Origin of the sequence: Puniceibacterium confluentis (assembly GCF_007923445.1) — a bacterium.
Lineage (GTDB): Bacteria > Pseudomonadota > Alphaproteobacteria > Rhodobacterales > Rhodobacteraceae > Puniceibacterium > Puniceibacterium confluentis.
On record NZ_VOJI01000001.1, the window covers coordinates 161,437 to 183,984 of the forward strand.

The 22,548-nt window shown below is 65.7% G+C and carries 14 protein-coding genes; 7 read left to right on the forward strand and 7 right to left on the reverse strand.

Annotated elements, in window-relative coordinates; translation table 11 throughout:
- Nucleotides 1–49: 49 nt before the first annotated feature.
- Genes pbpC through FOY53_RS00760 form a run of 3 tightly spaced genes read right to left on the reverse strand, consistent with a single transcriptional unit; the run spans nt 50 to nt 8,070 of the window.
- Entirely contained in the window at nt 50–2,074 is a 2,025-nt protein-coding gene (gene pbpC, locus FOY53_RS00750; protein ID WP_146584674.1) for a penicillin-binding protein 1C, read from the reverse strand.
- Nucleotides 2,064–2,624, reverse strand: a complete 561-nt coding sequence (locus FOY53_RS00755) for a putative glycolipid-binding domain-containing protein (protein ID WP_146584676.1) — start codon at nt 2,622–2,624, stop codon at nt 2,064–2,066. The genes pbpC and FOY53_RS00755 overlap by 11 nt, the downstream gene beginning before the upstream one ends.
- Nucleotides 2,625–2,634: 10 nt before the next feature.
- The gene (locus FOY53_RS00760; protein WP_146584678.1) at nt 2,635–8,070 is read right to left on the reverse strand and encodes an alpha-2-macroglobulin family protein; all 5,436 of its coding nucleotides are present in this window, start codon (nt 8,068–8,070) and stop codon (nt 2,635–2,637) included.
- A gap of 131 nt (nt 8,071–8,201) precedes the next feature.
- Between FOY53_RS00760 and FOY53_RS00765 the strand changes: the two genes are divergently transcribed.
- Nucleotides 8,202–10,721, forward strand: a complete 2,520-nt coding sequence (locus tag FOY53_RS00765; protein ID WP_146584680.1) for a response regulator — start codon at nt 8,202–8,204, stop codon at nt 10,719–10,721.
- A 99-nt stretch (nt 10,722–10,820) separates the two neighbouring features.
- Here the strand turns inward: FOY53_RS00765 and FOY53_RS00770 are convergent, their stop codons facing one another.
- From FOY53_RS00770 to FOY53_RS00780, 3 genes are all read right to left on the reverse strand, one after another.
- Nucleotides 10,821–11,576: a YaaA family protein gene (locus FOY53_RS00770; protein WP_146584682.1), complete on the reverse strand. Its 756-nt coding sequence runs from the start codon at nt 11,574–11,576 to the stop codon at nt 10,821–10,823.
- Nucleotides 11,577–11,883: 307 nt separating this feature from the next.
- Nucleotides 11,884–13,953 carry a DNA helicase RecQ gene (gene recQ, locus FOY53_RS00775; protein WP_246107235.1) on the reverse strand — a complete coding sequence of 690 codons (2,070 nt, stop codon included), beginning with the start codon at nt 13,951–13,953 and terminating at the stop codon, nt 11,884–11,886.
- Nucleotides 13,954–14,083: 130 nt separating this feature from the next.
- On the reverse strand, nt 14,084–14,377 hold the full coding sequence (locus FOY53_RS00780) for a YggT family protein (protein WP_146584684.1): 294 nt from the start codon (nt 14,375–14,377) through the stop codon (nt 14,084–14,086).
- A gap of 135 nt (nt 14,378–14,512) precedes the next feature.
- Between FOY53_RS00780 and FOY53_RS00785 the strand changes: the two genes are divergently transcribed.
- From FOY53_RS00785 to arfB, 6 genes are all read left to right on the forward strand, one after another.
- A complete protein-coding gene (locus tag FOY53_RS00785) occupies nt 14,513–15,085 on the forward strand; it encodes an acyl-CoA thioesterase (protein WP_146584686.1) in 573 nt (190 codons plus the stop codon).
- A gap of 105 nt (nt 15,086–15,190) precedes the next feature.
- Nucleotides 15,191–16,555 (forward strand): MFS transporter, encoded by a 1,365-nt coding sequence (locus FOY53_RS00790; RefSeq protein ID WP_146584688.1) that lies wholly within the window; start codon nt 15,191–15,193, stop codon nt 16,553–16,555.
- An 80-nt stretch (nt 16,556–16,635) separates the two neighbouring features.
- On the forward strand, nt 16,636–17,496 hold the full coding sequence (gene mepA, locus FOY53_RS00795; protein ID WP_246107255.1) for a penicillin-insensitive murein endopeptidase: 861 nt from the start codon (nt 16,636–16,638) through the stop codon (nt 17,494–17,496).
- Nucleotides 17,469–18,353 carry an esterase-like activity of phytase family protein gene (locus tag FOY53_RS00800; protein WP_146584692.1) on the forward strand — a complete coding sequence of 295 codons (885 nt, stop codon included), beginning with the start codon at nt 17,469–17,471 and terminating at the stop codon, nt 18,351–18,353. Before mepA ends, FOY53_RS00800 begins: the two co-directional genes overlap by 28 nt.
- Nucleotides 18,354–18,441: 88 nt before the next feature.
- On the forward strand, nt 18,442–19,071 hold the full coding sequence (locus tag FOY53_RS00805) for a queuosine precursor transporter (protein WP_146584694.1): 630 nt from the start codon (nt 18,442–18,444) through the stop codon (nt 19,069–19,071).
- Nucleotides 19,072–19,354: 283 nt separating this feature from the next.
- Nucleotides 19,355–19,777 carry an alternative ribosome rescue aminoacyl-tRNA hydrolase ArfB gene (gene arfB, locus FOY53_RS00810; protein WP_146584696.1) on the forward strand — a complete coding sequence of 141 codons (423 nt, stop codon included), beginning with the start codon at nt 19,355–19,357 and terminating at the stop codon, nt 19,775–19,777.
- A 162-nt stretch (nt 19,778–19,939) separates the two neighbouring features.
- Here arfB and FOY53_RS00815 read toward each other — a convergent pair whose 3' ends face one another.
- Nucleotides 19,940–22,537 (reverse strand): TIGR02302 family protein, encoded by a 2,598-nt coding sequence (locus FOY53_RS00815; RefSeq protein WP_146584698.1) that lies wholly within the window; start codon nt 22,535–22,537, stop codon nt 19,940–19,942.
- Between the last annotated feature and the right edge of the window lie 11 nt (nt 22,538–22,548).

The following is a 22,548-nucleotide window of genomic DNA, read 5'->3' on the forward strand; positions in this document are numbered from 1 at the left end:
CTCCCCGGGAATTTCATGTCCCGGAGAAGTCAGCTGCAGATCCGGGGTTTCAGCGCAGTTCCAGCGACACCCGGTCCGACGCGCCGGTGGCGTCGATCACCGACAGGATGGTGAAACCGGGCCCTCCGGTGGGAATCAGCAGGTCGGACCGGCGCCGGTTGGCGGCGACGACAGCGCCGTCGCGCAGGACCGTGAAGGGCGCCGTGCCATCGCGCAATTTCAGGGGAATGCCGAGGGAGTTGGCCTCGAGCAAGGCGCCGTCCGGGGGAAAGCGGATCGACAGTTTCGCGGCGCGGCCTTGTGGCCCACCGAACCGTTGCAGCGGCAAGGGCAGTGCGCCATTGGCGACCATCAGCGTATCGGCGGGTGGTGCCGGCAGCGGCACCGGCCGGGGGCGGACCCGGCCCAGCACCTCGAACAGCAGCGGCGCGGCGGCGTCGGCCCCAAAGGCACCGGGCACCGGTGTGCCGTCCGGCCGGCCGATCCAGACTCCGGCCACATAGCGGCCATCATAGCCCAGGGCCCAGGCATCGCGATGGCCGTAGGACGTGCCGGTCTTGAACGCCACCCGCCCGCGTGGCCCGGCGTTCGCCGGGGGCGGGATCCCGGCGAGGATGTGCCCGACCTGCCAGGCGGCGCGCGGACCAAGAACCTGGTTGCCGGCGACCGGCGCCGCGCCGCTCCAGCGCAGAGGTGTGGCGCGCCCGCCCTGGGCCAGCATGGCATAGGTCTGCACCAGGTCCTGCAGGCTGAGCCCGACGCCGCCGAGGCTGACCGCCAGGCCCGGCACGCCGGAGGGCAGTTGCGGGCTCGCACCGGCGCGGCGCAGGGCATCCATCACATGCGCGGGCCCCAGCGCTTCGGTCAGGCGCACCACGGGAATATTGAGCGAGAGTTGCAGCGCTTCGCTGACGCGCACCTCGCCGCGGAACAGCCTGTCAAAGTTCTGTGGCGCATAGGTGCCGAACTGCACCGGCGTGTCCGGGATCAGCGTCTCGGGATGTGCCAGACCACGGTCAAAAGCCAACCCGTAGACCAGTGGCTTCAGCGTCGAGCCGGGCGAGCGCAGCGCCTGCGTCATGTCGACAAACCCCTGGCCGGGAGTGGCGGCGTAGTCGGGTGAGCCGACCGAGGCAAGGATCTCACCCGTTGTGTGATCCGCCACCAGCAACGCCAGCGACAGGCGGGCATCCCGACCCGCCATATGTCGCCGCGCCAGATCCTCCAGCTGGCTTTGCAGGTCACGATCCAGCGTCGTGATCACCCGAGCGCCCCCCAGTGACAACGCCCGGTCGGCCAGATGCGGCGCAAGCTGTGGCACCGCGCGGCGCATTGTGGGACCAGGGTCGCGGCGTGCGGCCTGCACCGCCTCTGCGCTCAGCACTCCGGCGCGGGCCATGCGCGCAAGCACCCGGTCGCGGGCAGTGCGCGCGGCGTCGGGAAAGCGGTCCGGGCGGCGGGATTCCGGTGCCTGCGGCAGGGCAACCAGCAGAGCGGCCTCTGCCGGAGTGAGGCGGCGCGGTTCCTTGCCGAAATACGCCAGTGTGGCCGCCCGCAGACCTTCGATGTTGCCGCCATAGGGTGCCAGATGCAGGTAGAGCGACAGGATCCGGCCCTTGTCGAGCTGTCGTTCCAGCGCCAGCGCCACCCGGGCCTGTCTGAGTTTGCCAGTCCATGACCCGGTGCCGCTGTCCTCAAGCAGGCGTGCCACCTGCATGCTCAGGGTCGAACCGCCGGACAGGATTTCTCCCTGCAACAGGGCCTGAAGCCCGGCCCGCAGAATGGCGCGGGGGTCCAGTCCGTTGTGTGTGGGGAACCGTCTGTCCTCGTAGGCCAGCAGCATGGTGACAAACAGCGGATCGACGGCCTCGGCCGAGACCTGCATCCGCCAGCGACCGTCTTCTACGGTATAGGCGCGCAGCAGCGCGCCGTTGCGGTCGCGCACCTCGGGAGAGGTGGCGATCACCAGCGGCGGCAGTCCGGTGGTGTCGATCCAGGTGTCGATCCCGTCACGCAGTGCCGCGCCGGACCACAGGGCCAGAAACAACGCCGAAAGGCCGTGCCTAAGGCGCATGCTGCACCTCCCACAGCCCGGGATAATGGGTGACAAAGCCGTGTTCGTTCACCCGCAGCTGTGTGGCATGGCCGGTCTGTTCGGCGTGGTACTGGACGATGTGTCCACGCTGGCGGGTGTAGGTCTGGTCCAGCGGCTCGACCGCGCCGGTCGGCACCCGCAGCCAGGCAGCCCGGCAGGGCAGCCGCCCGATCTGCGGCAGGCGGCGCAGCGGCATGAGGTTGGTTGCCGGGGTGAACCCGAGGTCGATGTCGGTGGCCCCGGCGACCTGAGGTTGCAGAATGCCGTTGACCTGCCACGCCGCCCCGGTGCGCACCACCCGCAGGGCAACCCGGGTTTCGCCATGGGTGCCGGTGATGTCGGCACTGTTGGTGGTCCAGTCCGGGCCGCAGCGGATCACATAGTCCAGAGCCGCCCAGCCCAGGTCGTCGTGAAACCGCGCATGGCCGACCAGCATCCAGCCGCCATCCAGATGGGTCAGGGCGCAGTTGTCTTCGCCACCGCGGTCCAGCGCACGCCAGCGCATCCGGCTGATCACTGTACCGCTCATTCCGTCCCCCTCATTCGGCAATGTCCAGCGTACCGGTTCCGGTCCAGGCGCGATATTGCGGGCGATACATGTCCTCGACCGATGCCGCGGGATGGTGAAAACGACCCGGAGACACGGCGCGCACGACATAGGCAAGCTGGAACGGCTCGGCCGACTGCCAGTCGACGGCCGCAAGGAAGCGGTCGGCACGGAACTCGACAGTGCGGGTCTCTGCCGGTTCCAGCCAGCCCAACGCCCGGATGTCGCCTGCCCGCAACAGGTTCGGGTTGTCGATCTCGAAGCCTGCGGGCAACGGATCGTTCAGCATCAGCCGGGCGCCACCGTCCTCGGCCGGACGCACGGTCAGCACTGTCACCAGCCGGTCGCCGGGTGTGACCGGGCCGGACAGCGGATCGCCCTGCATTGTGTAGTAGGCCCGTTCGATCGCGTAGCCATAGCCGCCCGCCGGGGCGGGCAGATCGGGGACACCCAGGGTGGTCAGGGTAATGTCGGTTGGCGCGTCCGAGGCATTTCTGATGTCCTGCGGCTGGATTGTGTCACCGGACAGCCGCCGGATGAAGGGTCCGGCCACCGGCGCGCCGTCGACGGTCAGCCCCGCCACTGACGGGTCCTGCACAAGCGCGTGCGCCGCCAGCAGGGACCAGCTCTGCTCCTGGGTCGAAAGCGGACGGTCCGCCGCCGCGAGTTGCGCCGCCAGCGCGTCTCGGTTGACCGCCGTGCTTCCGGATTCGGCCGCCAGAGCCAGCAGACCGGCGGCATCGCGCAATGCAGTGCCGTAATCGGTGCGGTAGACCTGTGTGTCCGGGCGGGAGTCACCCGACAGCCGTTGTGCGGCTTTTGCGAACAGGAGATCGGCGCGGGTCTGATCGCCATAGCTGGCCAGCGCCGCGCCCATCTGCGCCAGCGCCAGCGGGGTGGCAAAATCATCCGCCTTGGTATCGCCATAATAGCGCAGATCGCCCATCACCGCCTGCCCCTCGCGGGCCAGTACCATCAATGCATAGGCGATGTCCTCGCCGCCCTGATCGAAATCTGCGGCGTAGGAGATGCGGTTGCGCAGATTGTCCAGAGCCGCTGCGAAGGCAATGTCGGCCACGTCGTGACCCGCACTCCGTGCCCGACTCAAGAAGTCGGTGACATAGGCATCCAGCCAGAAGTCGCCGGACTCGGCGGCCCACAGGCCAAAGGCGCCGTTCGCGGCCTGTCGCGTCAGGATTCTGGTGATCGCCTGCTCGATGCGGCTGCCCAGCGTCGCGGTTGTGCCCAGACCCATCGCCTCGGCCAGGTCGGACAGATACAGCAGCGGCAGGGCCTGCGAGGTCACCTGTTCGGTGCAGCCATAGGGATAGCGGTCCAGCGATGCCAGCAGACCCGGAGCGTCGAACCGCGCCAGCGGCCCGGCGGACAACAGCGCCGTCGCGGTATCGCGGCGCAGCCCGTCGAAGACATCGCCGTTCAGCACGAAGGTCTGCCCCGGGGCGAGCGAAAACCGCCGGGTTGTCGCCACCGGGGGGTCGTTTGCCCGCACACCCAGGACAAGGGTTTTGACCAGCTGCGTGCCGTCGGGTGTGGTCAGGGCCACCCGGATGGTATGGTCGCCGACGTCCGGGGCGGTAAGCGGCACCTGCAGTCGCGCCGTGCCCTGTTGTGTGACGTCCACCCGGGCGGGGAGCGCAGCCGCGTCCAGCGTCAGGCCCGGGGCTGTGATCTCCAGTTCCATTGGTCCGGTCGGCCCCTTGGCATGGACGATCTCCAGCAACAGCCGCGAGCTGTCGCCGGGCGCCATGAACCGCGGCAAGCTGGCGTTGACCACCACCGGGTCGCGCACCAGTACTTCCCGGCTGGACTGACCGACAGCCGTGGGGGACCAGGCGACCGCCATCAGCCGCACCGTGCCGTTGAACTCCGGGATGTCGAAACGGATCTCTGCGCGCCCGTCCGCAACGGCAACCGGCCCCGAGAAAAAGGCCACCAGCTGCTCGGTGGGTGGCGGACTTTGCAGCCGCATCTGCGCCGAAGCATCGCCGCCTGACCTGACCTCTCCCATTGCGCCATTCATTCCGTCGATCAGCCGCCCGTACAGGTCACGGATTTCGACCCCAAGCCGCCGCTGGCCAAAGTAGTGCGCCGACGGATCGGGTGACTTGAACCCGGTGAGGTTCAGAATGCCCAGATCGACAGCCGCCAGCGTCACATAGGCCTCCTGTCCCGGCTGAAGACCATCCACGAGGACCGAGGCCTTCAGTGGCGCGCGCGGCGCCGACTCGTCGGCGGTTTCAATCGACACTTCCAGCTTGCGCGCGCCCGGATCGATCAAGGCATGTGCCAGGCCCAGACTGCGTGCCGGGTTCTGTCCCGCCGCCACATCCATGGGCCGGATCACCTGCGCCGTGACATAGGCGCCGGCGCCCCATTCGTCGGTCACCGGAAGCCGGATCAGGTTTTCGCCCTCCACCACTTCGACAGCCTGCATCGCGATGACATGGTTGCTCAGCACCGATACCAGCGCATGACCGGCATAGCGCGGCACAATGCGCAGGGTTGCCGTCTCCCCCGGCCGATACCCGGGCTTGTCCAGCGACAGGTCCAGCGTGTCGGGCGTCGCGGCGGCATCGGCGGGGGCATACCAACCCGCATCAAACCCGACGGACGTGGCAACGTGGCCGCCGTCCAGACTCTCGACCAGCAATTCGTACTGCCCCCAGTCAACCGCCTGTGCCAGCGCCACTGGCGCCGCTCCGAGAGTGACTTTGCCCGATGCGACCTGGGTCCGGGTTGTGACGGGTTCCCAGTTCCAGTTGCCGTACAGCTGATACCATTGATACCGGGTCTCGACCCGGTTCAGCGTCCATTGTGCCTGCATTGCCACCGGGGTCAGGTCCGGGCCGATGGCCTGCACCATGAACTGCGCTTCGGCGCCATTGGGCACCACCTGGTCGAACAGCGGACGGATGCCGATCATCGGCTGCAGGGGCGCAAGCGGACGGGTGAGGCTGCGTTCCACCGGGCGGCCCGAGCCTTCGGACAGCCGCAGGATGATTTCGGCACTGTAGGGACGACCCGCGGTAATGTCTGCTGCGTCGGGCAGGGGCAGGGCGATCTGCGCCGCACCCTGTACATCGGTGCGCAGATCCCCGGGCAGGCTGCGGGTCTGAATGTCGCTGTCGGCGTCATGCAGGCCAAACCGGTAGCCGGGAAAGGCCTCCAGAGTGTCGCGGGCCGACAGCCGCACCTCGCCCTCGATCGGCAGATCCGCACCCGGCGCACCGAACAGATACCGCGCAGAGACTTCAAGCGGCGGTGGCGCGGCAGAACGGATCGCGCCCTCGGGCAGGGTCAGATCAAAGTCGATGCGTTCGGGAACAAAATCTTCGACCAGCAGGGTCCGGTCGGCCAGGGCGGGGGCGGTGACATCGCCATGGACCGCAAGGTGCCAGGTGCCGCGCGGCACCGAGGCCGCCAGCGGCAGGCTGAACACATGCCCGCCGGCCACACCACGGGCGGACAGGGTACGGGAATGTTCGACGCCGTCGGGTCGGGTCAGGATCGCGGTCACCGGCAGACCGTCGATGGCCCGCAGATCGGAATCCCGCAGCAGCGAGGTGGCGTGAACAACATCTCCGGCCCGGTAGGCCCCGCGGTCGGTGGTGAGAAAGGCGTCGATCGGCCCCGCCGGTTCGCGCCCCTCGACGCCACGGTCTGACAGGTCGAAAGCCGGATCGCTCAGTGACAGGAAGGCGAGGTCCCTGTCCCCGTCGCGCACCACGACAAGCGCGGGCGCGGCGCCGTCGGTGCCACGGGCAAGGCCGGGATCAAACCGGGCCATGCCGTCGGTGTCGGTCTGCGCCACGGCCAGTTCGCGGTTGGACCGCGACACCAGCGTCACTGTCAGTCCGGCCAGGGGCCGGGCATCCGCCAGGCTGCGGGCAAAAACATGCAAGCCGTCCGCACCGGACAGGGTGGCCAGACCGATGTCGCTCAGCACGAACCACTGGGTCGCGCCCGGATCCTCGTAGGGATCCGCACCCTTTATGCGCGCGCTCAGCGCATAGATGCCGGGGTCCTGGTCCCGCAGAACCGCGCCCAGCGGCAACCGGGTCGTCATATCGGCATTCAGACTGTTCTCGACCTCTCCGACGCCGGTCCAGATCTCTTCGGCCAGATCGCGCTGAAAGAAATCCAGCTCGTATTGCCCCAGCGGACGGCCAAAATAGGTGTCCTGCATCGTCCGGACCAGATTGCGGTCACTGACCCGCGACAGGGTCAGAAGCACGGAGTCAAGGTTCACCGTCTCGATCGGCAATCCGGCATCGGCCGAACGTGGCAGCACATAGGCGCGGCCGGGAAAGCGGACCGAAGGGCTGCGGTCACGCACGTACAGCGTCACCGGAACGTCGCGGGTCAGGGCGTCTCCCTCGGCCGAGGGCAGGCCGGCGCGGAAGGTCAGGGCGTAGCGCTCTCCGTGCGCGACACCGTCAATGCAGATCTGCCGCTCGGAAGGCTGCACCACCAGTCGCGGATCCGGAAGGCGCACAAACGGCGCGTAGTCGAGTCCGGCCTGAACCAGCGGCTCCGAGAACTCGGCGCAGATCCGCGGCGCGGCACTGTCCGCCGCGACGGTCGTTTCCACGATCCGGAAGCCGTATTTGCCGATGGCCTCGTCCAGCAAAGCGGTCACGTCGGCGCGCGGCTGCAGGCTTTCGGCCAGTCGCAGCGCCGGTATCATCTCGCGACCCCGCTCCAACGGCTCCAGCGTCCGGGCCAGGGCCACCAGCGCACTGACCCGGGCGGCGGTGGTTTCGGCCCGCAGATAGGCGTTGACCGCTGCCAGTTCCGCCCGGAGGCGCAGCTCGTGCCCGTCTCCGCTTTCGGTCCCGTCGGCGAGGCTTCCGGCCAGATGCGCATATTCCAGCCAGTGATCGGGCGCATCGCTTTGAGCCAGCGCGGCGCCGATCCAGTTCATCGCATCCCGGATGTTGCCCTGCGCCGCCTGATCCCGCGCCGCCTGCAAAAGCTGTTCGACGCTCCATTCGCCCCCGGCATGGCGCGCCGCCAGCGCGTCGGCCTCGGCACGGGCCTGGATCAGATCGGCGGCCTCCAGAAATGCCAGATCCTGCGCCCGCAATGCCGCTTGCGACAGCACCGTTGACGATGTGGGCAACACCTGAGCCGAGACAGCGCCGTCATAGGGCTGGCGGTCGCGAACGGTGGATTTGGGAAAACAGGCGCGCGACCGGCTGTTGAAGGTAAAGGCGTTGCAGCCTGCGTCGTTCAGGCAAACCCTCTGGCAGGCGTCCAGCGTGGTGTCGAACAGAGGTTGCAGGTCAGCCCCGTAGAAGTCCACGTCCCGGGTCATCACCAGCCGCCGCTCGGGAACCGGATCCTGTGCGATCGCGGGCGCAGGACCCATCATCACAAGCATGAGGGCTGTAAGGACGCGACGCATGAAAATCCTCCCGGAACAATCAGCGTATGGTGGCATGGCAGCCAAGGCCCGCGCAACGATTCCCGCCGGGCCGGCTTAAACACTTATTCACCCTGTCCGCGCAAAAGTGCGCCTATGTGGCGGAGAGTGGCATGAGTCTGGCGCAGAAACTGGCCGAGGAACGGCGCGCGCGACTGGCGGCGGAGCGGCTGCTTGAACTCAAGCAGGCCGAGCTGTTTTCCGCCAACCGCAAACTGGGGCACCATGCCCGCAAACTCAGCCACGAAATCACCGAAACCCGCGCCGAGGTGGCGAATGTGCGGGACGAGAACACGCGGGTCAAAACCGAACTGGGCGAGGCGTTCCAGAAGATCGAAGTGGTCGAGGGGCAGCTTTGGAAGGCGCTGCGCTCGGTCCGCGACGGATTTGCCCTGTTCAATGCCGATGGACTGTTGGAAATTGCCAACCCCCCATACCTTGCGTTGTTCGAGGGGCTGGACACGATCGCCCCGGGTGCCAGCTATCCGCATATCGTCGACATGATGATCGAAGAAGGCATCGCGGATCTGCAGGGGGCGTCACCCCGCGACTGGCGGGACCGCATGTTGGCACGCTGGCAGATGGAGGTGATCCCGCCGGTGACAATCCGTCTGTGGTCCGGACAGTTCCTGAAAATCCAGGACCGGCGTACCCCGGATGGCGGCATTGTGAGCCTTGCGCTGGACATCACCGAACTGATGCGCATGTGGTCGGCGGTCGAAGAACTGCCCGACGGCTTTGTGATCTACGATTCCGATGACCGGCTGTTGATGTGCAATGCCCCCTATCGTGCCATGTACGAGGCGAGCGCCGAAGCCATGATCCCCGGCACCACATTCGAGGAAATCCTGCGTTTCGGTCTGGCCAATGGCCAATATGCCGATGCGCTGGGCCGCGAGGAGTCGTGGCTGGAAGAGCGGATGGACATGCACCGCAGAACCTCGGTCGAACACGAACAGCGCCTCAGCGACGGCCGGTGGCTGCGCGTCTACGAGAAAGAAACCACTGATGGCGGTCGGGTCGGGCTGCGCATCGACATCAGCCAGATGAAGCAGGTGCAGCGCGATCTGGAAGTGGCCAAGTCCCGGGCAGAGGCGGCCAATCGTGCGAAATCCTCGTTCCTTGCGAACATGAGCCATGAAATCCGCACGCCGATGAACGGTGTGGTCGGCATGGCCGACCTGTTGATGGACGCCGATCTCACGGAAGAGCAGCGGCTGTATGCGGAAACCATCCGCAGTTCCGGCGAGGCGCTGCTGGTGATCATCAACGACGTGCTGGATTTCTCCAAGATTGAAGCCGAAAAACTGGTGCTCCACCCCGAACCCTTTGATCTGGAGCGCGCGGTGCACGAGGTGGTGATGCTGCTACAGCCCTCTGCGCGCGACAAGTCGGTTGAGCTGCTGGTCGATTACGACATGTTCCTGCCAAGCCGGTTCGTCGGCGACCCCGGGCGTCTGCGTCAGGCGCTGACAAATCTCTTGGGCAATGCGGTGAAGTTCACCATCGACGGGCACGTTCTGGTCCGCATTGTCGGCATCCCGGCCGCTGAGGGCCGGACAGCCATTCACATCACGGTCGAAGACACCGGCATCGGCATTCCTGCGGACAAAGTGGATCACGTGTTCGGCGAATTCAATCAGGTCGACGATGAGCGCAATCGCCAGTTCGAAGGCACCGGCCTGGGCCTCGCCATCACCCGCAAGCTGATCCAGCTGATGGACGGCGAAATCTGGGTCGAATCCGAGCTAGGCAAGGGCACCTGTTTCGGGTTTCGGGTGGTGCTGCCAACCGACGAGCCGGTGACCTATGAAACCGCCAGGGTGCCGGACGGGCTGAAACGGGTGCTGGTTGTCGATGACCACAGCGCCACCCGCAGCATCCTTGGCAAGCAGCTGGGCATTCTGGGGCTCGACGTCTCGTTCTGTCTGACCGGTGCCGAGGCGCTGGACCTGATGGCCGACCCGCCGGATCTGCTGATCATTGAACAGGACCTGCCGGACATGGAGGGCGCGGCACTGGCCGCACAGCTGCGGCACAAGGGGCAGGCGGTGCCGATTTTCCTGTTTTCCCGCACTCCCGGCGCGCTGCAGAACAGCCCGTTGCGTCAGGCGGTCGCCGCCATTCTGCAAAAGCCGGTGTCCCGCAGCGCGTTGTTTGCAGCGATCGAAGGGTTGGACGCCCAGAGTGCACCCAAGGATCCACCGTTGGCTGTCACCGCCCCGAAGAGCGATCTGGCGCCGCTGCGCGTCTTGCTGGCTGAGGACAACAAGACCAACCAACTGGTGTTCCGCAAGATGGTGGCGGCGTTGGACCTGGATCTGACATTTGCCAGCAATGGCTTCGAGGCGGTCGCGGCATTTCAGGCGCAGCGGCCGGACATCATCTTCATGGACATCTCTATGCCCGGCATGGACGGCAAACAGGCGACCCGTGAAATCCGCGCACTCGAAGGCGGCGGGACGCACGTGCCGATTGTCGCGGTAACGGCCCACGCGATGTCGGGCGACCGGGAAGCGATACTGGAAGCGGGGTTGGACGACTACCTGACCAAGCCATTGCGCAAGGCCGAGCTGCTGGCCAAATTCGAAACCTATGTCGGCACGCCCGCCCACAAGCGGGAGGTCGGGTAGCCCGCCACCGGCGCCTTCGCTTCGTACCGGGGGACCGAAACGTGAAGTGCTCTGGAAGCCAGAGGTCTCATGACCCGAAAGCGAATCCTGTGCCCTGGGTCAGCCCCGGACAAAGACCGGACGATTTTCAACCGAGGCTTCGGAATCAAAGACGTACCCGCCCACATCGAACCCATGCAGGTCCCCGGCTTCCGATGCATCGGAATGCAGAACCCATCGGGCCATCGCGCCTCTCGCACGTTTGGCGGATACCCCGATCACCCTGCGCGTACCGCCGCGCTCTTCCTCGAACCGTGGGCTGATCACCGTCAGATCGTCCAGGGCCGCCGGATCGACGGCTTTGCTGTACTCTTCCGAAGCAAGATTCAGGACAATGTTGGTCTTGATGGCGCGGGCATCGTCGGCAATGGCCCTGGCAATTTTTGTCCCCCAGAATTTGTACAGCGTGCCCGCCGGATGACCCGGGCAACGGCGTCCCATTTCCATGCGGTAGGCCTGAACGCCATCCGTTGGCCGCAGCAGGCCATACAGACCCGAGAGCAGGCGCAAGCGCCGGGATGCAAGATCCAGAGCCTGTGCGTCGAAGGTGCTGAGTTCCAGTTCCTTGTAGACGTCGCCGTCGAACAGCAGTCCGGCAGCGCATTCACCGCCACGCGACCAGCTTGAGAACCTTTCGCGGTTGAGCTTGGCCAGCGCCGACGACACCTTCATGATCTGGCTGATTTCATCGTCGGACCAATGGCGCGCCACCGATACAATCTCTTCGGCTTCGTCGAGAAAGCGCGGGGTCGTGGCGGCACGACCGGCTGCGCGTTCTTCGTTAACATTCTTGGCCGGTGACAACAGAATAAGCACAGAGCGGTTCCCGTCTTGATCGAAAGTTGGCGCAAATCACGGATCTGCGGACTGGACTGGTTTAGAGCGACCTTCTGCACGGATTGCGCGCCCGAGCCAACCCGTGACGAAAGCGCCCTGCCATAGTTTGGCTCGGGCTTCGTGATATGTGCACGGCGGTGCAAACGCGGTCAGCGCCTCCTGTCGTCGTCGCGGCGCGGCAACCGTTGATTTCGCTGGCGAGGGCCGCCGGTCGGGTGCGATTGCGTCCTGCGCCCCCCTGGCCCGGCGCGACTCCGGGACAGGGCAATCCAGAGCGGCCCGGGGCCTAGCAATCGCTTTGCAGAACGTCCAGAAAGGCCGGCCCGAACCGTTCGGCCCGCCGTTCACCCAGCAAATTCTCGAGCGCCTGCGAATCCGGAGACCGCATCTGTGCCACCTTGGCCAGTTGCCCGGCGGAACAGCTGAGTGGCTTGTCATGCCCTTCGGGTCCGCGTGACAGTTGCGACTGTGCGGCCAGCAACCTGTCATAGATATCCCCGGCATCGCGACCGGCCAGTCTGCGCCGGGTTGGGTGCATCTCTTCGCCCGCGCCGGTGATCACCGAGAGAAACTCGGCGCCATATTTTTCGAGTTTCTTGGCGCCGACACCATTTATCCGCGCCATCGCGTCCAGATTTGTCGGCCTGTCCTCGGCCATTTCAATCAGCGTGCGGTCGGGAAAGATCATGTAGGCCGGCAATGAGGCCGCCTCGGACAGGGCCCGCCGCTTGGCCTTGAGGGCCGACAAAAGCGGTGCGTCCTCGTCGCTGACCAGCGCCTTGACAGCCGGTCGGCGGTCCGAGGCGGCACGGTTCAGGCTGTCGCGGCGCAGTGTGATGGTGTCCTCGCCGCGCAGCAGCGGGCGGGCGGCTTCGGTCATCACCAGCGCGCCGTGGCGGGCGGCATCCGGGCGCATCAGGTCAAAGCCCATCATCTGCCGGAACACCCCCTGCCATGCCGTCTTGCTCAGATCGCGCCCGACACCGAAGGTCGGCAGGGAGTCATGGCCGCGCGCCTTGACCTTGTCGGTGGCAGTCCCGGTGAGGATGTCGATCAGATGCCCGGCGCCAAAGCTTTCGCCGGTGCGCAGCGCCGCGGACAGGGCCTTGCGCACCGCCTCGGTGCCGTCGAACACGTCGGGCGGGGTTTCGCACAGGTCACAGTGGCCACAGGTGATGTCTGTCTCGCCAAAATATCCCAGCAGGGTTCTGCGGCGGCATTGCTGCGCTTCGGCCAGCCCCAACAGGGCGTTCAGCCGACCGTGGTCCGCGGCCTGCCGTTCCGGCGGGGCCAGTCCTTCGTCGATCTGGGTGCGGCGCAGTCGGATGTCGTCGGGGCCGAACAGGGTCAGGGTTTCGGCCGGGGCGCCGTCCCGGCCGGCGCGGCCAATTTCCTGATAGTAGGATTCGATCGACTTCGGCAGATCCGCATGGGCCACCCAGCGGATGTCGGGCTTGTCCACCCCCATGCCAAAGGCCACCGTCGCCACCACGATCAGCCCGTCCTCTTGCTGAAACCGGGTTTCGACATGGCGGCGGGCATCGGCCTCCATGCCGCCGTGATAATGGCAGGCAGTATGGCCGGCCTGGCTCAGCGCCGCGGCCAGACCTTCGGTCTTGGCCCGGGTGCCGCAATAGACGATCCCTGACTGACCCTTGCGCGCGGCGGCAAAGTTCAGGATCTGCGCCCGGGGGCCATCCTTGGCGGCAAAGGCGAGGTGGATGTTGGGCCGGTCAAAGCCGCGCAGGAAGGTCGCGGGCTGTTCGCCCTCGAACAGGCGCTGCACGATCTCGACCTGGGTTTCGGCATCCGCGGTGGCGGTAAACGCGGCGAGCGGCACATCCAGCGCGCGGCGCAGTTCGCCGATGCGCAGATAATCCGGGCGGAAATCATGGCCCCACTGGCTGACGCAATGCGCTTCGTCGACGGCGATGAACGACACGCCCGCGCGGGCCAGCATCCGCTGGGTGCCGGTATTGGCGAGCCGTTCGGGAGCGAGATACAGCAGCTTGAGCGTGCCGTCCGACAGCTGGGACCAGACCGCCTCGGTTTCCTCCTCGGTGTTGCCCGAAGTCAGTGCGCCAGCCGCCACGCCCGCCTCGCGCAGGCCGCGCACCTGATCGCGCATCAGTGCAATTAGTGGCGAAATGACCAGTGTGACGCCCGGACGCAGCAGGGCAGGAAGCTGAAAACACAAGGATTTTCCGCCGCCAGTCGGCATGATCGCCAGCACGTTTTCGCCCCGGGCCACAGCCTCGACAATCTCGCCCTGACCGGGGCGGAATGCGTCGAACCCGAAAACGTCACGCAGAATCGCATTCGCGCCGGAAATCTCTCCGCCAAGGCCGTCGGGCATGGGTTGAACCTGTTATTTTACTATATCTGCTCTGATACCAAGTCTCACACACTAAGAATCGGTAAACAAGTGCCCGGCGTCCGGTTTCACCCGCCGCTGACCGGGTCGGCGGAATCGCCCCGTGGTACCTTCAGTATCCGTAAAAATACCCGGCGTTGTTGGCGAGGATGATCCGCAGGGCATAGACCACCACGAGCGCCACAAGAGGGGCCAGATCAATTCCGCCCATCGCGGGCAGGATCCGGCGGATGCGCGAATACATCGGCTCAAGCAGACGGTTCAGTCCGTCCCAGATCTGGGCAACCAGCGGCTGGCGCAGGTTGAGCACCTGGAAGTTGATCAGCCAGCTCATGATGACATGTGCGATGATGAAGAACCAGACGATGTCCAGAAGGAGCATGAAGATCTGAAACAGCGATTGCATCGGGCAGGGTTCCTTTTTACGCGACAAGCGCCCAAGACCTAAGGGCGCGGTTCACAAAGGGCAAGAGTGCCGCTAGGTTCCAGTTGACCTCGGGGGGCCGACTTGCCCGAAAGGGACACAAATCAGGAGTCCGCCATGTATCCCATCGTCCGACTGTTCAAGGAATTGCGCCTCTTTCGCAACGCGCCACCGCTCGCGCTGGGCGAGGTGCATGTTTCGCACCACCTGTGCTGGCCCTGGGACATCGACCTGTGGAAGGAACTCAACAACGGCCGCGCGCTCACGCTTTTCGATCTGGGGCGGATTCCGCTGGCGCAGCGCAGCGGACTGCTGACGGTGCTTCGGCGTGAAAGGTGGGGGCTGATCATTGCCGGAACCGCGGTGCGTTACCGCCGCCGGGTGCGGATGTTCGAAAAGGTCGAGATGCGCTCGCGGCTGCTGTGCTGGGACGCGCGGTTCCTGTACGTGGAACAAAGCATGTGGAAAACCGACGGAGAATGTTCCAGCCATGCGGTCTATCGTTCGGCCGTGACGGATCAGAGCGGCATCGTTTCGACGGCGCGCCTGATGGCGGCCATGGGGCTTGAGACATCCTCGCCACCCATGCCGGAGTGGGTGCGGCAATGGACAGAGGCCGAAGCGATGCGCCCCTGGCCGCCGATGCAGGATGCGGTTGCCACCGCCCTGCCGGACAGACAGCCCGCATAGGCCGCGGTCTGCCTGTGGCGGCTCGGGTTTTGCCGCCATCAGAGCGAAACCCGCTTGCCAGCCTTTGCGCCAGACCGTCTTATCGGCGCAAAGGCAGGGGGCGACATGACCATTGAAGCAGATATCACCACCGCAAGGGCGTCGACGCTGCGCAAACGGATCTGGGGCTGGTTCTTTTTCGACTGGGCAAGTCAGCCTTACAACACGTTGCTGATCACCTTTATCTTTGCGCCCTACGTCAAGGAGCTGATGGGCGACGGCACCGCGGCGCAATCCGCCTGGGGCTTTGGCATCGGCGCGGCGGGCGTGGTCATTGCGATTCTGGCACCGGTGCTGGGCGCGCTCGCCGATACCGGCGGCAACCGGCTTCGCTGGATCTGGCTGTTTTCCGGCCTTTACGTGCTGGGCTCGGCGATGTTGTGGTTTGCCGCTCCCGGCGACTTCAACCTGATCGCCACGCTGTTCTTCTTTGCCATTGGCATGATCGGCATGGAGTTCGCGACGATCTTTACCAATGCCATGCTGCCTGATCTTGGCCCGAAGGAAGAGATCGGCCGCATTTCCGGCAATGGCTGGGCCTTCGGTTACGTTGGCGGGTTGATGACCCTTGTCATCATGCTGGTGCTCTTTGCGGAAAGCGCGACCACCGGCAAGACCTTTGTCGGCCTGTCGCCGCTGTTCGGGCTGGACGCAGAGGCGCGCGAAGGCACACGTTTCGTCGGCCCCCTGACAGCGATCTGGTACGCGGTGTTCATGATCCCGTTCTTTGTCTACGTGCGCGACCCGCGCGCACGCCCGGCCCCGAAGGGGGCGGTGGCCACGGCCCTGCGCGACCTGAAGGCGACGCTGAAGCGCCTGCCGCAGTCGCCGTCGCTGTTTGCCTATCTCGGATCGTCGATGTTCTACCGCGATGCGCTGAACGGCATGTATGCCTTTGGCGGCATCTACGCGGCCGGCGTTCTGGGCTGGAGCGTGGTCGATGTGGGAATCTTCGGCATCCTTGCCATCATCGCCGGCGCTCTGTTTGCCTGGCTCGGCGGCATGGCCGACGCCCGTTTCGGACCCAAGCCGGTGATCACGGCCTGTATCCTGATCCTGACCGGTGTGGCCGTCGCCATTGTGCTGATTTCGCGCGACTCCGTTCTGGGCATTGCAGTCGCGCCGGGGTCTAAGCTGCCCGACATCGCATTTTACGTCGTTGGCGCGATGATCGGCGCCGCCGGCGGGGTGATCCAGTCCGCGAGCCGCACGATGATGGTGCGTCAGGCGGACCCGCTGCGCATGACCGAAGCCTTCGGCCTCTATGCGCTGGCGGGCAAGGCCACCAGTTTCATGGCGCCGACCCTGATCGGGATTGCCACCTATGCCAGCGGATCACAACAAGTTGGGGTCTCGCCGCTGATCGGGCTTTTCGCAGTGGGGTTGATTCTGCTACTCTGGGTAAAACCCGACGGAGATCGAGCAGTATGATCCGACCCATTCTGGCCCTGACGCTGATCACCGCCCTTGTCGGCTGTGGTGGCGGGAAACCTTCCAGCAACCTCCAGTCCATGTCGCGCGGGGCCGCCGCAATGGCGGTGCCGGTGTCCGGAGTGGTCTCCAGCAAAAGCGCCAAGCAGCTGTTTGGCAATGAACACAGCGCCTCGGCGCAGCGGGCCGAACCCTTTGGCAGCTATGCCAAGGGCTGCGCCGCCGGCAATGTCCAGCTGCCCGAAACCGGTGCGACCTGGCAGGCGATGCGCCTGTCGCGCAACCGGAACTGGGGGCAGCCGACCACCATTGATTTCATTCAGGACCTGTCGCGCAAGGCGGCGCAACATCCCGGCTGGGCCGGGCTGTATGTCGGCGACATCAGTCAGCCCAAGGGCGGCCCGATGCTGACCGGCCACGCCAGCCACCAGATCGGACTGGATGCCGATATCTGGATGCTGCCACCCACGACGCTCTCGCGCAGCCGTGCCGAACGCGAGGACATTTCCTCGATCTCCATGCAGCGGGCCAAAGGCGCCTACGTCAATAGTGACTGGACCCGTGCCCACCATGAAATAATCAAGGCCGCCGCCAGCGACCCGCGTGTCGCGCGGATTTTCATCTTTCCCGGCGCCAAGGTGCAGATGTGCAACGACGAAAAGGGTGAACGCAGCTGGCTGGGCAAGGTCCGGCCCTGGTACGGACATCATTTTCATTTCCACGTGCGACTGGCCTGCCCCCCGGGGGCGTCGGGTTGCGTCAACCAGACGCCGCCACCCGCCGGGGATGGCTGCGCCGACGCGCAGTCCTGGGTCAACAACATCCTGAACCCGCCGCCAGCCAAGCCGCGCGATCCCGACGCACCCAAGCCGAAACCCAAACGTGAACTCACTCTGAACGATCTTCCCGGTCAATGCTCCGGCGTGCTCGCATCGCGCTAGGCGCGGCGCTTGCGGCTCTGTTGACACTTGGCGTGTCGGCCGAGCCGTCGGGGCGGGTGCAATTCATCGGCGCGTTCACATGGTCCCTGCCGGACCCGGACTTTGGCGGGTTTTCCGGACTCGAGCTGAGTGCCGACGGCACCGGTTTTACCGCCATCAGCGATCGCGCCCACATCCTGCGCGGCACATTCACCCGCAGCAACGGGCGCATCAGCCGTGTCGCCTCGGGGCCGCTTCACGCGCTTGAGGGCCGCGAAGGCAGGCCCTTGCCGCAGCACCACGGTGACAGCGAGGGACTCGCCATCGCGGCAGACGGGCGCACCTACATTTCCTTCGAGGGCGACACCCGTGTCTGGGAATACCGCAAGGCACGCCCCGTGCCGCTGCCCCGGCCGCCGGCGTTCCAGCAGATGCGGAACAATTCGGGGCTGGAAGCGCTGGCGGTAGACGCACGCGGCTGGCTGTACACCCTGCCCGAGCGGTCCGGAGAGCTGACGACCGGCTTCCCGGTCTACCGTTTCCGGAACGGCCGCTGGGATCAGCCGTTCTCGATTCCGCGGTTTGGCGGCTTTCTGGTGGTGGGCGCGGACTTTGGCCCCGACGGTCGACTCTACATTCTGGAACGCAGCTTTACCGGCCTCAGCTTTCTGTCCCGTGTGCGCCGCTTTGACGTCACCCGATCCAGCATCAGCCACGGAGAAATCCTGCTGCAATCCCGCAACGGCCAGTTCGACAACCTCGAAGGGCTGTCGGTCTGGCGCGACACAGACGGGCGGATCCGGCTGACAATGATCTCGGATGACAACTTCAAATTCTTCCAGCGCACCGAGTTCGTGGAATACGCCGTCACGGAATAACTTGCGCGGCGGCCCGACCGGGTTTAAGGCCCTCCGGTCCCCGACAGGGGGCCAAGTTCCCGCAACCTTGGAAAAACGGGCCATGCAGATGACACGTCAACACCTTCCCGGAATTGTGGCCATGGCGGCCATCGTCCTTGCCTCCAACATCCTCGTGCAGTTCCTGTTCGGAAACTGGCTCACCTGGGGGGCCTTCACCTATCCCTTCGCCTTTCTGGTCACCGACCTGATGAACCGGATCTACGGTGCGCGCGCTGCCCGCCAGGTGGTGTTCGCCGGCTTTGTGGTCGGCATCCTCTGCTCTTTCATCGGCACCCGGATCGTCGGCGAATTCGGCCCGCTGGTCACCTGGCGCATTGCCATCGGTTCCGGCCTGGCGTTTCTCACGGCGCAGTTGCTTGACGTGGCCATCTTTGACCGGCTGCGTGCCGGGGCCTGGTGGCGTGCCCCGCTCGCATCGACCCTTGTCGGGTCGACTGTCGACACCGCCTTGTTCTTCACCATTGCGTTCTCGGCCGCGCTGACGTTCATCGAACCCGGCAATGACGTCTCCTGGGCGGGAGAGGCGCTGCCGTTGCTGGGCATCGGGCCGGTTGTACCGCTTTGGGTGTCTCTGGCCGTTGCCGACTGGAGCGTGAAACTGGCGCTTGCCCTGGTTGCGCTGGTGCCGTTCCGGATGATCGTTTCAAAGGCACTTGCCGGAAAAATCCACGCCTGAGGACAAAAAACGCTTTGCGATTCAAACATCTCGTGCCACCTTTTCCTTAGGTTCAACAAAACTGAAAGGAGGTGATCCAGTGTCGAGAGAAACATTGGAGAGAGGTGTCGGAACAGTTCGGAGGCGCGCGCCGTAGGGCAATCCCTTGGGTGGCAAACCCCGAATTGGTGAGTGCCTAACCGGCCCCACCTCCTGAATTCTCGAAGGGCCGTCCGAAGATCGGGCGGCCCTTTCCGACTGCACGGTGTCGACCTTGAACGACGCCAGGGTGACGGGACAGACGATGCTACGGATCAACGACAGGATCACGATCGAGGACTGGGAGCTGAGCGAACAGTTCATCCGCGCCTCCGGCCCCGGAGGGCAGAATGTGAACAAGGTGTCCTCGGCCGTCGAATTGCGCTTCGAGGCCGAGCGCTCACCCAACCTGCCGCCGCCGGTCAAGACCCGTCTGCGCAAACTGGCCGGGCGCCGCTGGTCCAAGGACGGCGCGCTGATACTCCAGGTGGACGAGACCCGCAGCCAGGCCCGGAACCGCGAAATTGCCCGCGACCGGCTGGGCGCGCTCATCCTGCAGGCCTGTGAAAAACCCAAACGCCGGATTCCGACAAAACCCACACTCGGATCGAAAAAGCGCCGCCTGCAGGCCAAGAAGGTCCGGGGCGAGGTGAAATCGCTGCGTGGCCGCGTCGACGGCGACATCTGACGCAGCCCCTGTGCCGACCCGGCGGCCTTCAGGCGCAGACAGGCGGTTTCTTCTCTTTGCAAATACTCCCGCCGGAGGCGGTCCGACGCGGCGCACAGGCGCCCCTTTCACAGATTGGGCACCCCGGGTCCAAAGCGACGGAATGCCCGGTGGCAAGACCGGTCAGAACCGTTCCAGCAGGCGTTCGAGGTATTCGAGCTCGGCATCGGGCCGCTGTCCCTCACCAGAGCGGCGGCGGATCTCGTCCAGAAGCTCGCGGGCGCGCCGGTAGACGTCTTCGCCCTGCAACATACCTTCTTCGGAACCGATCTGGCCATTGCTGCCGGCGCTGCGTCCCAGCGGGTCGCGCTGCTGCCCGGGCTCGGTGCCCTCGGCCATGCCCTGCTGTCCCTGGTTCTGTTGCTGTTGCGCCATGGCTTCACCCAGGTTGCGAATGCCTTCGCGCAGGGCTTCCATCGCCTCTGACTGTCTGTCGATCGCCTCGGCCAGATCATTGCCGCGCAACGCATCCTCGGCGCCCTCCATCGCGCCTTCGGCCCGTTCCAGCGCGTCGCGCGCAGCCTCGCCCTCGGCCGTACCCTGGCCGGGCAGGCGGCCGCGCTGCCGGTTCAGTTCGTCGCGCAGCTCGCGCTGTCGCTGGGCGAGGTCCTGCTCCAGCGGCTGGCCGCCCTGACCCTGTTCGCCACGCTGCTGACCCTGGCCCTCACCCGGCTGCTGACCCTGGCCCTGCTGCCCCAGTCCCGGTTGCTGCCCCTGTCCCTGCTGCTGACCCTCGCCCGGTTGCTGGCCCTGCTGACCGGGCGGCTGGTCGGGGTTGAACTGATCCTGCAAGTCGCGAAAGGCCTGATCCGACAGGCCCTGCTGTTCGCGCAGCGTCTCGGCCAGTCCTTCCATCGCTTGCTGTCCGGGGGACTGCTGGCCCTGACCCTGGCCCTGGGTGACGCGCATGTTTTCCATCATCTCGCGCAACTCTTCCAGCGCCTGCTGCGCCTCCGCCATGCGGCCTTCTTCCATCAATTGCTGGATCCGGTCCATCATCGCCTGCAGGTCGCTCTGGCTCATCTCCATGCCCTGCTGGTTCTGGGACATCTCGGACTCCGGATTCTGCTCGGCCTCTTTCTGCGCTTCGGCGGCAAGCTGGCGCATGTAATCGTCGGTAGCCTCGCGCAACTCCTGCATCAGTTCGGCAATCTCCTGATCCGAGGCGCCGTTCTTCATCGCTTCGGACAGCCGGTCCTGCGCACGTTTGAGCCTTTCGCGGGCATCCTCGAGATTGCCCTCCTCCAGCAGCAGGGCCAGATCCCACATCGCGGTCGCCAGTTCGGCCTGCTGTTCGTCCGTCATGCCGTGGTCGGCAAAATTCCCCATCCGCCGCAGGATCGTGTGCAGCCGCAGGTAATGCACCGCTGAGCGAAAGATATCGTCCGGCCGGTGCGAAACCGCACGCAGCAACTGCCCGATCTCGGGTGCATTGTCGCGGTTCCACAGCAGCGCGCGGCGTTGTTCGATGATCGCGGCAGCCATCGGATCAAAGAACCGGCGTCCGGGCAGGGTCATGATCTGATCTGCCGCCGTACCGAATTGCTGTGCCGCGTCCTCGACCGAAAAGCGCACGGTCACCGGCAGGTTGGCCCAGGGGTGTTCCGAAAAATTCTCGATCAGGGTCTCGCTGAAATCAGACCGGTCGCCCGAAATCGGCATCGGCAGCGGCACCTCGATCACCGGGCGCTGTTCGGGGTCGATGCGCAGCCCGTAGCGCCGGTCAACCTCGCTCAGGGCCAGGGAAAACCGCGCGGTGCCGGCAACGACTCCATGATCGTCACTGGCGGAAAACGGAATCGCGGCCTCGCCGTCATAACTCGTCTCGACAGTGCCGGACTGAGTGACAATGGGTGGCGTGTCCGGGGTCATCGCCACATCCCAGCTGCGACCGCCGGGACCATTGATGGAAAGCGTGCCGGACTGTACCACGGTGAATTCCTGCGCCGTGGCGGTATTGCCGTCTTCGGGCAGGGGATTGCCGGAAACGGTTTCGGTCACGCGCAGCGCGCCAACCTCGCCATACATGCGCAGGGTGATCTGTGCGCCCTCGGGGGCGATCAGCGCGGCATTGGTGATGTCATTCAGATAAACCGACGGCAGCCGGGTGTATCCCGGTGGCTCGAGCCAGCCCTCCCAGGTCGGACCGGTTGCAAGCCCACCGCCGCCGGGGCCCATTCCGGTGACGGACTGCACCCGCAGGACCGAGCCGAACAGCAGCGCCGTGAACAGCGCCAGAAGCGCCACATACCGCAGCGCGAACGGGTCCGCGCGCGACACCCGCAAGTCCGGGTGCGCGGCCCGTGCTTCGGCCAGCCGTGCCCGCATCCGCGCCTGATGTGCGCGCCAGACAGCCAGCGAGGCGGCGTCGTCGCCGCCGATCGCCTGGGTATCCAGCGCCGTCTGGATCGGATTGCCGCGCATCGTGGCGTCCAGCCGCGTCAGTGCCCCCTCGCGGGTCGGCACCCGGAAACGCCGCAGTCCCCAGATCAGGGCGGCCAGCATCGCCAGCGCCAGCGCCAGTGCGACGCCCCAGACCACCTCGACCCTTACCAGATCCTGAAGGCCGAGCATCAGCGCAGCCAAAGCGGCAATCAGCACCGACCACAGCGGCCAGAAGCAGCGCACAAGACGTTCGGCCAGCATGCCCGCGCGTGTCAGCCGCAACGGCCCGCGCACAGCCTGAAAGACCTCGTGCGGCAGTGTTTCGGGTGGCGCCATGGGTCGCTCCT

What these genes read in the sequence shown, in the direction of transcription:
- arfB (WP_146584696.1), top strand. Translation starts at nt 19,355, where the DNA reads ATGCTACGGATCAACGACAGGATCACGATCGAGGACTGGGAGCTGAGC.
- recQ (WP_246107235.1), bottom strand. Translation starts at nt 13,953, where the DNA reads ATGCCCGACGGCCTTGGCGGAGAGATTTCCGGCGCGAATGCGATTCTG.
- FOY53_RS00760 (WP_146584678.1), bottom strand. Translation starts at nt 8,070, where the DNA reads ATGCGTCGCGTCCTTACAGCCCTCATGCTTGTGATGATGGGTCCTGCG.
- pbpC (WP_146584674.1), bottom strand. Translation starts at nt 2,074, where the DNA reads ATGCGCCTTAGGCACGGCCTTTCGGCGTTGTTTCTGGCCCTGTGGTCC.
- FOY53_RS00785 (WP_146584686.1), top strand. Translation starts at nt 14,513, where the DNA reads ATGTATCCCATCGTCCGACTGTTCAAGGAATTGCGCCTCTTTCGCAAC.
- FOY53_RS00765 (WP_146584680.1), top strand. Translation starts at nt 8,202, where the DNA reads ATGAGTCTGGCGCAGAAACTGGCCGAGGAACGGCGCGCGCGACTGGCG.
- FOY53_RS00755 (WP_146584676.1), bottom strand. Translation starts at nt 2,624, where the DNA reads ATGAGCGGTACAGTGATCAGCCGGATGCGCTGGCGTGCGCTGGACCGC.
- mepA (WP_246107255.1), top strand. Translation starts at nt 16,636, where the DNA reads ATGTCGCGCGGGGCCGCCGCAATGGCGGTGCCGGTGTCCGGAGTGGTC.
- FOY53_RS00790 (WP_146584688.1), top strand. Translation starts at nt 15,191, where the DNA reads ATGACCATTGAAGCAGATATCACCACCGCAAGGGCGTCGACGCTGCGC.
- FOY53_RS00815 (WP_146584698.1), bottom strand. Translation starts at nt 22,537, where the DNA reads ATGGCGCCACCCGAAACACTGCCGCACGAGGTCTTTCAGGCTGTGCGC.
- FOY53_RS00800 (WP_146584692.1), top strand. Translation starts at nt 17,469, where the DNA reads ATGCTCCGGCGTGCTCGCATCGCGCTAGGCGCGGCGCTTGCGGCTCTG.
- FOY53_RS00780 (WP_146584684.1), bottom strand. Translation starts at nt 14,377, where the DNA reads ATGCAATCGCTGTTTCAGATCTTCATGCTCCTTCTGGACATCGTCTGG.
- FOY53_RS00805 (WP_146584694.1), top strand. Translation starts at nt 18,442, where the DNA reads ATGACACGTCAACACCTTCCCGGAATTGTGGCCATGGCGGCCATCGTC.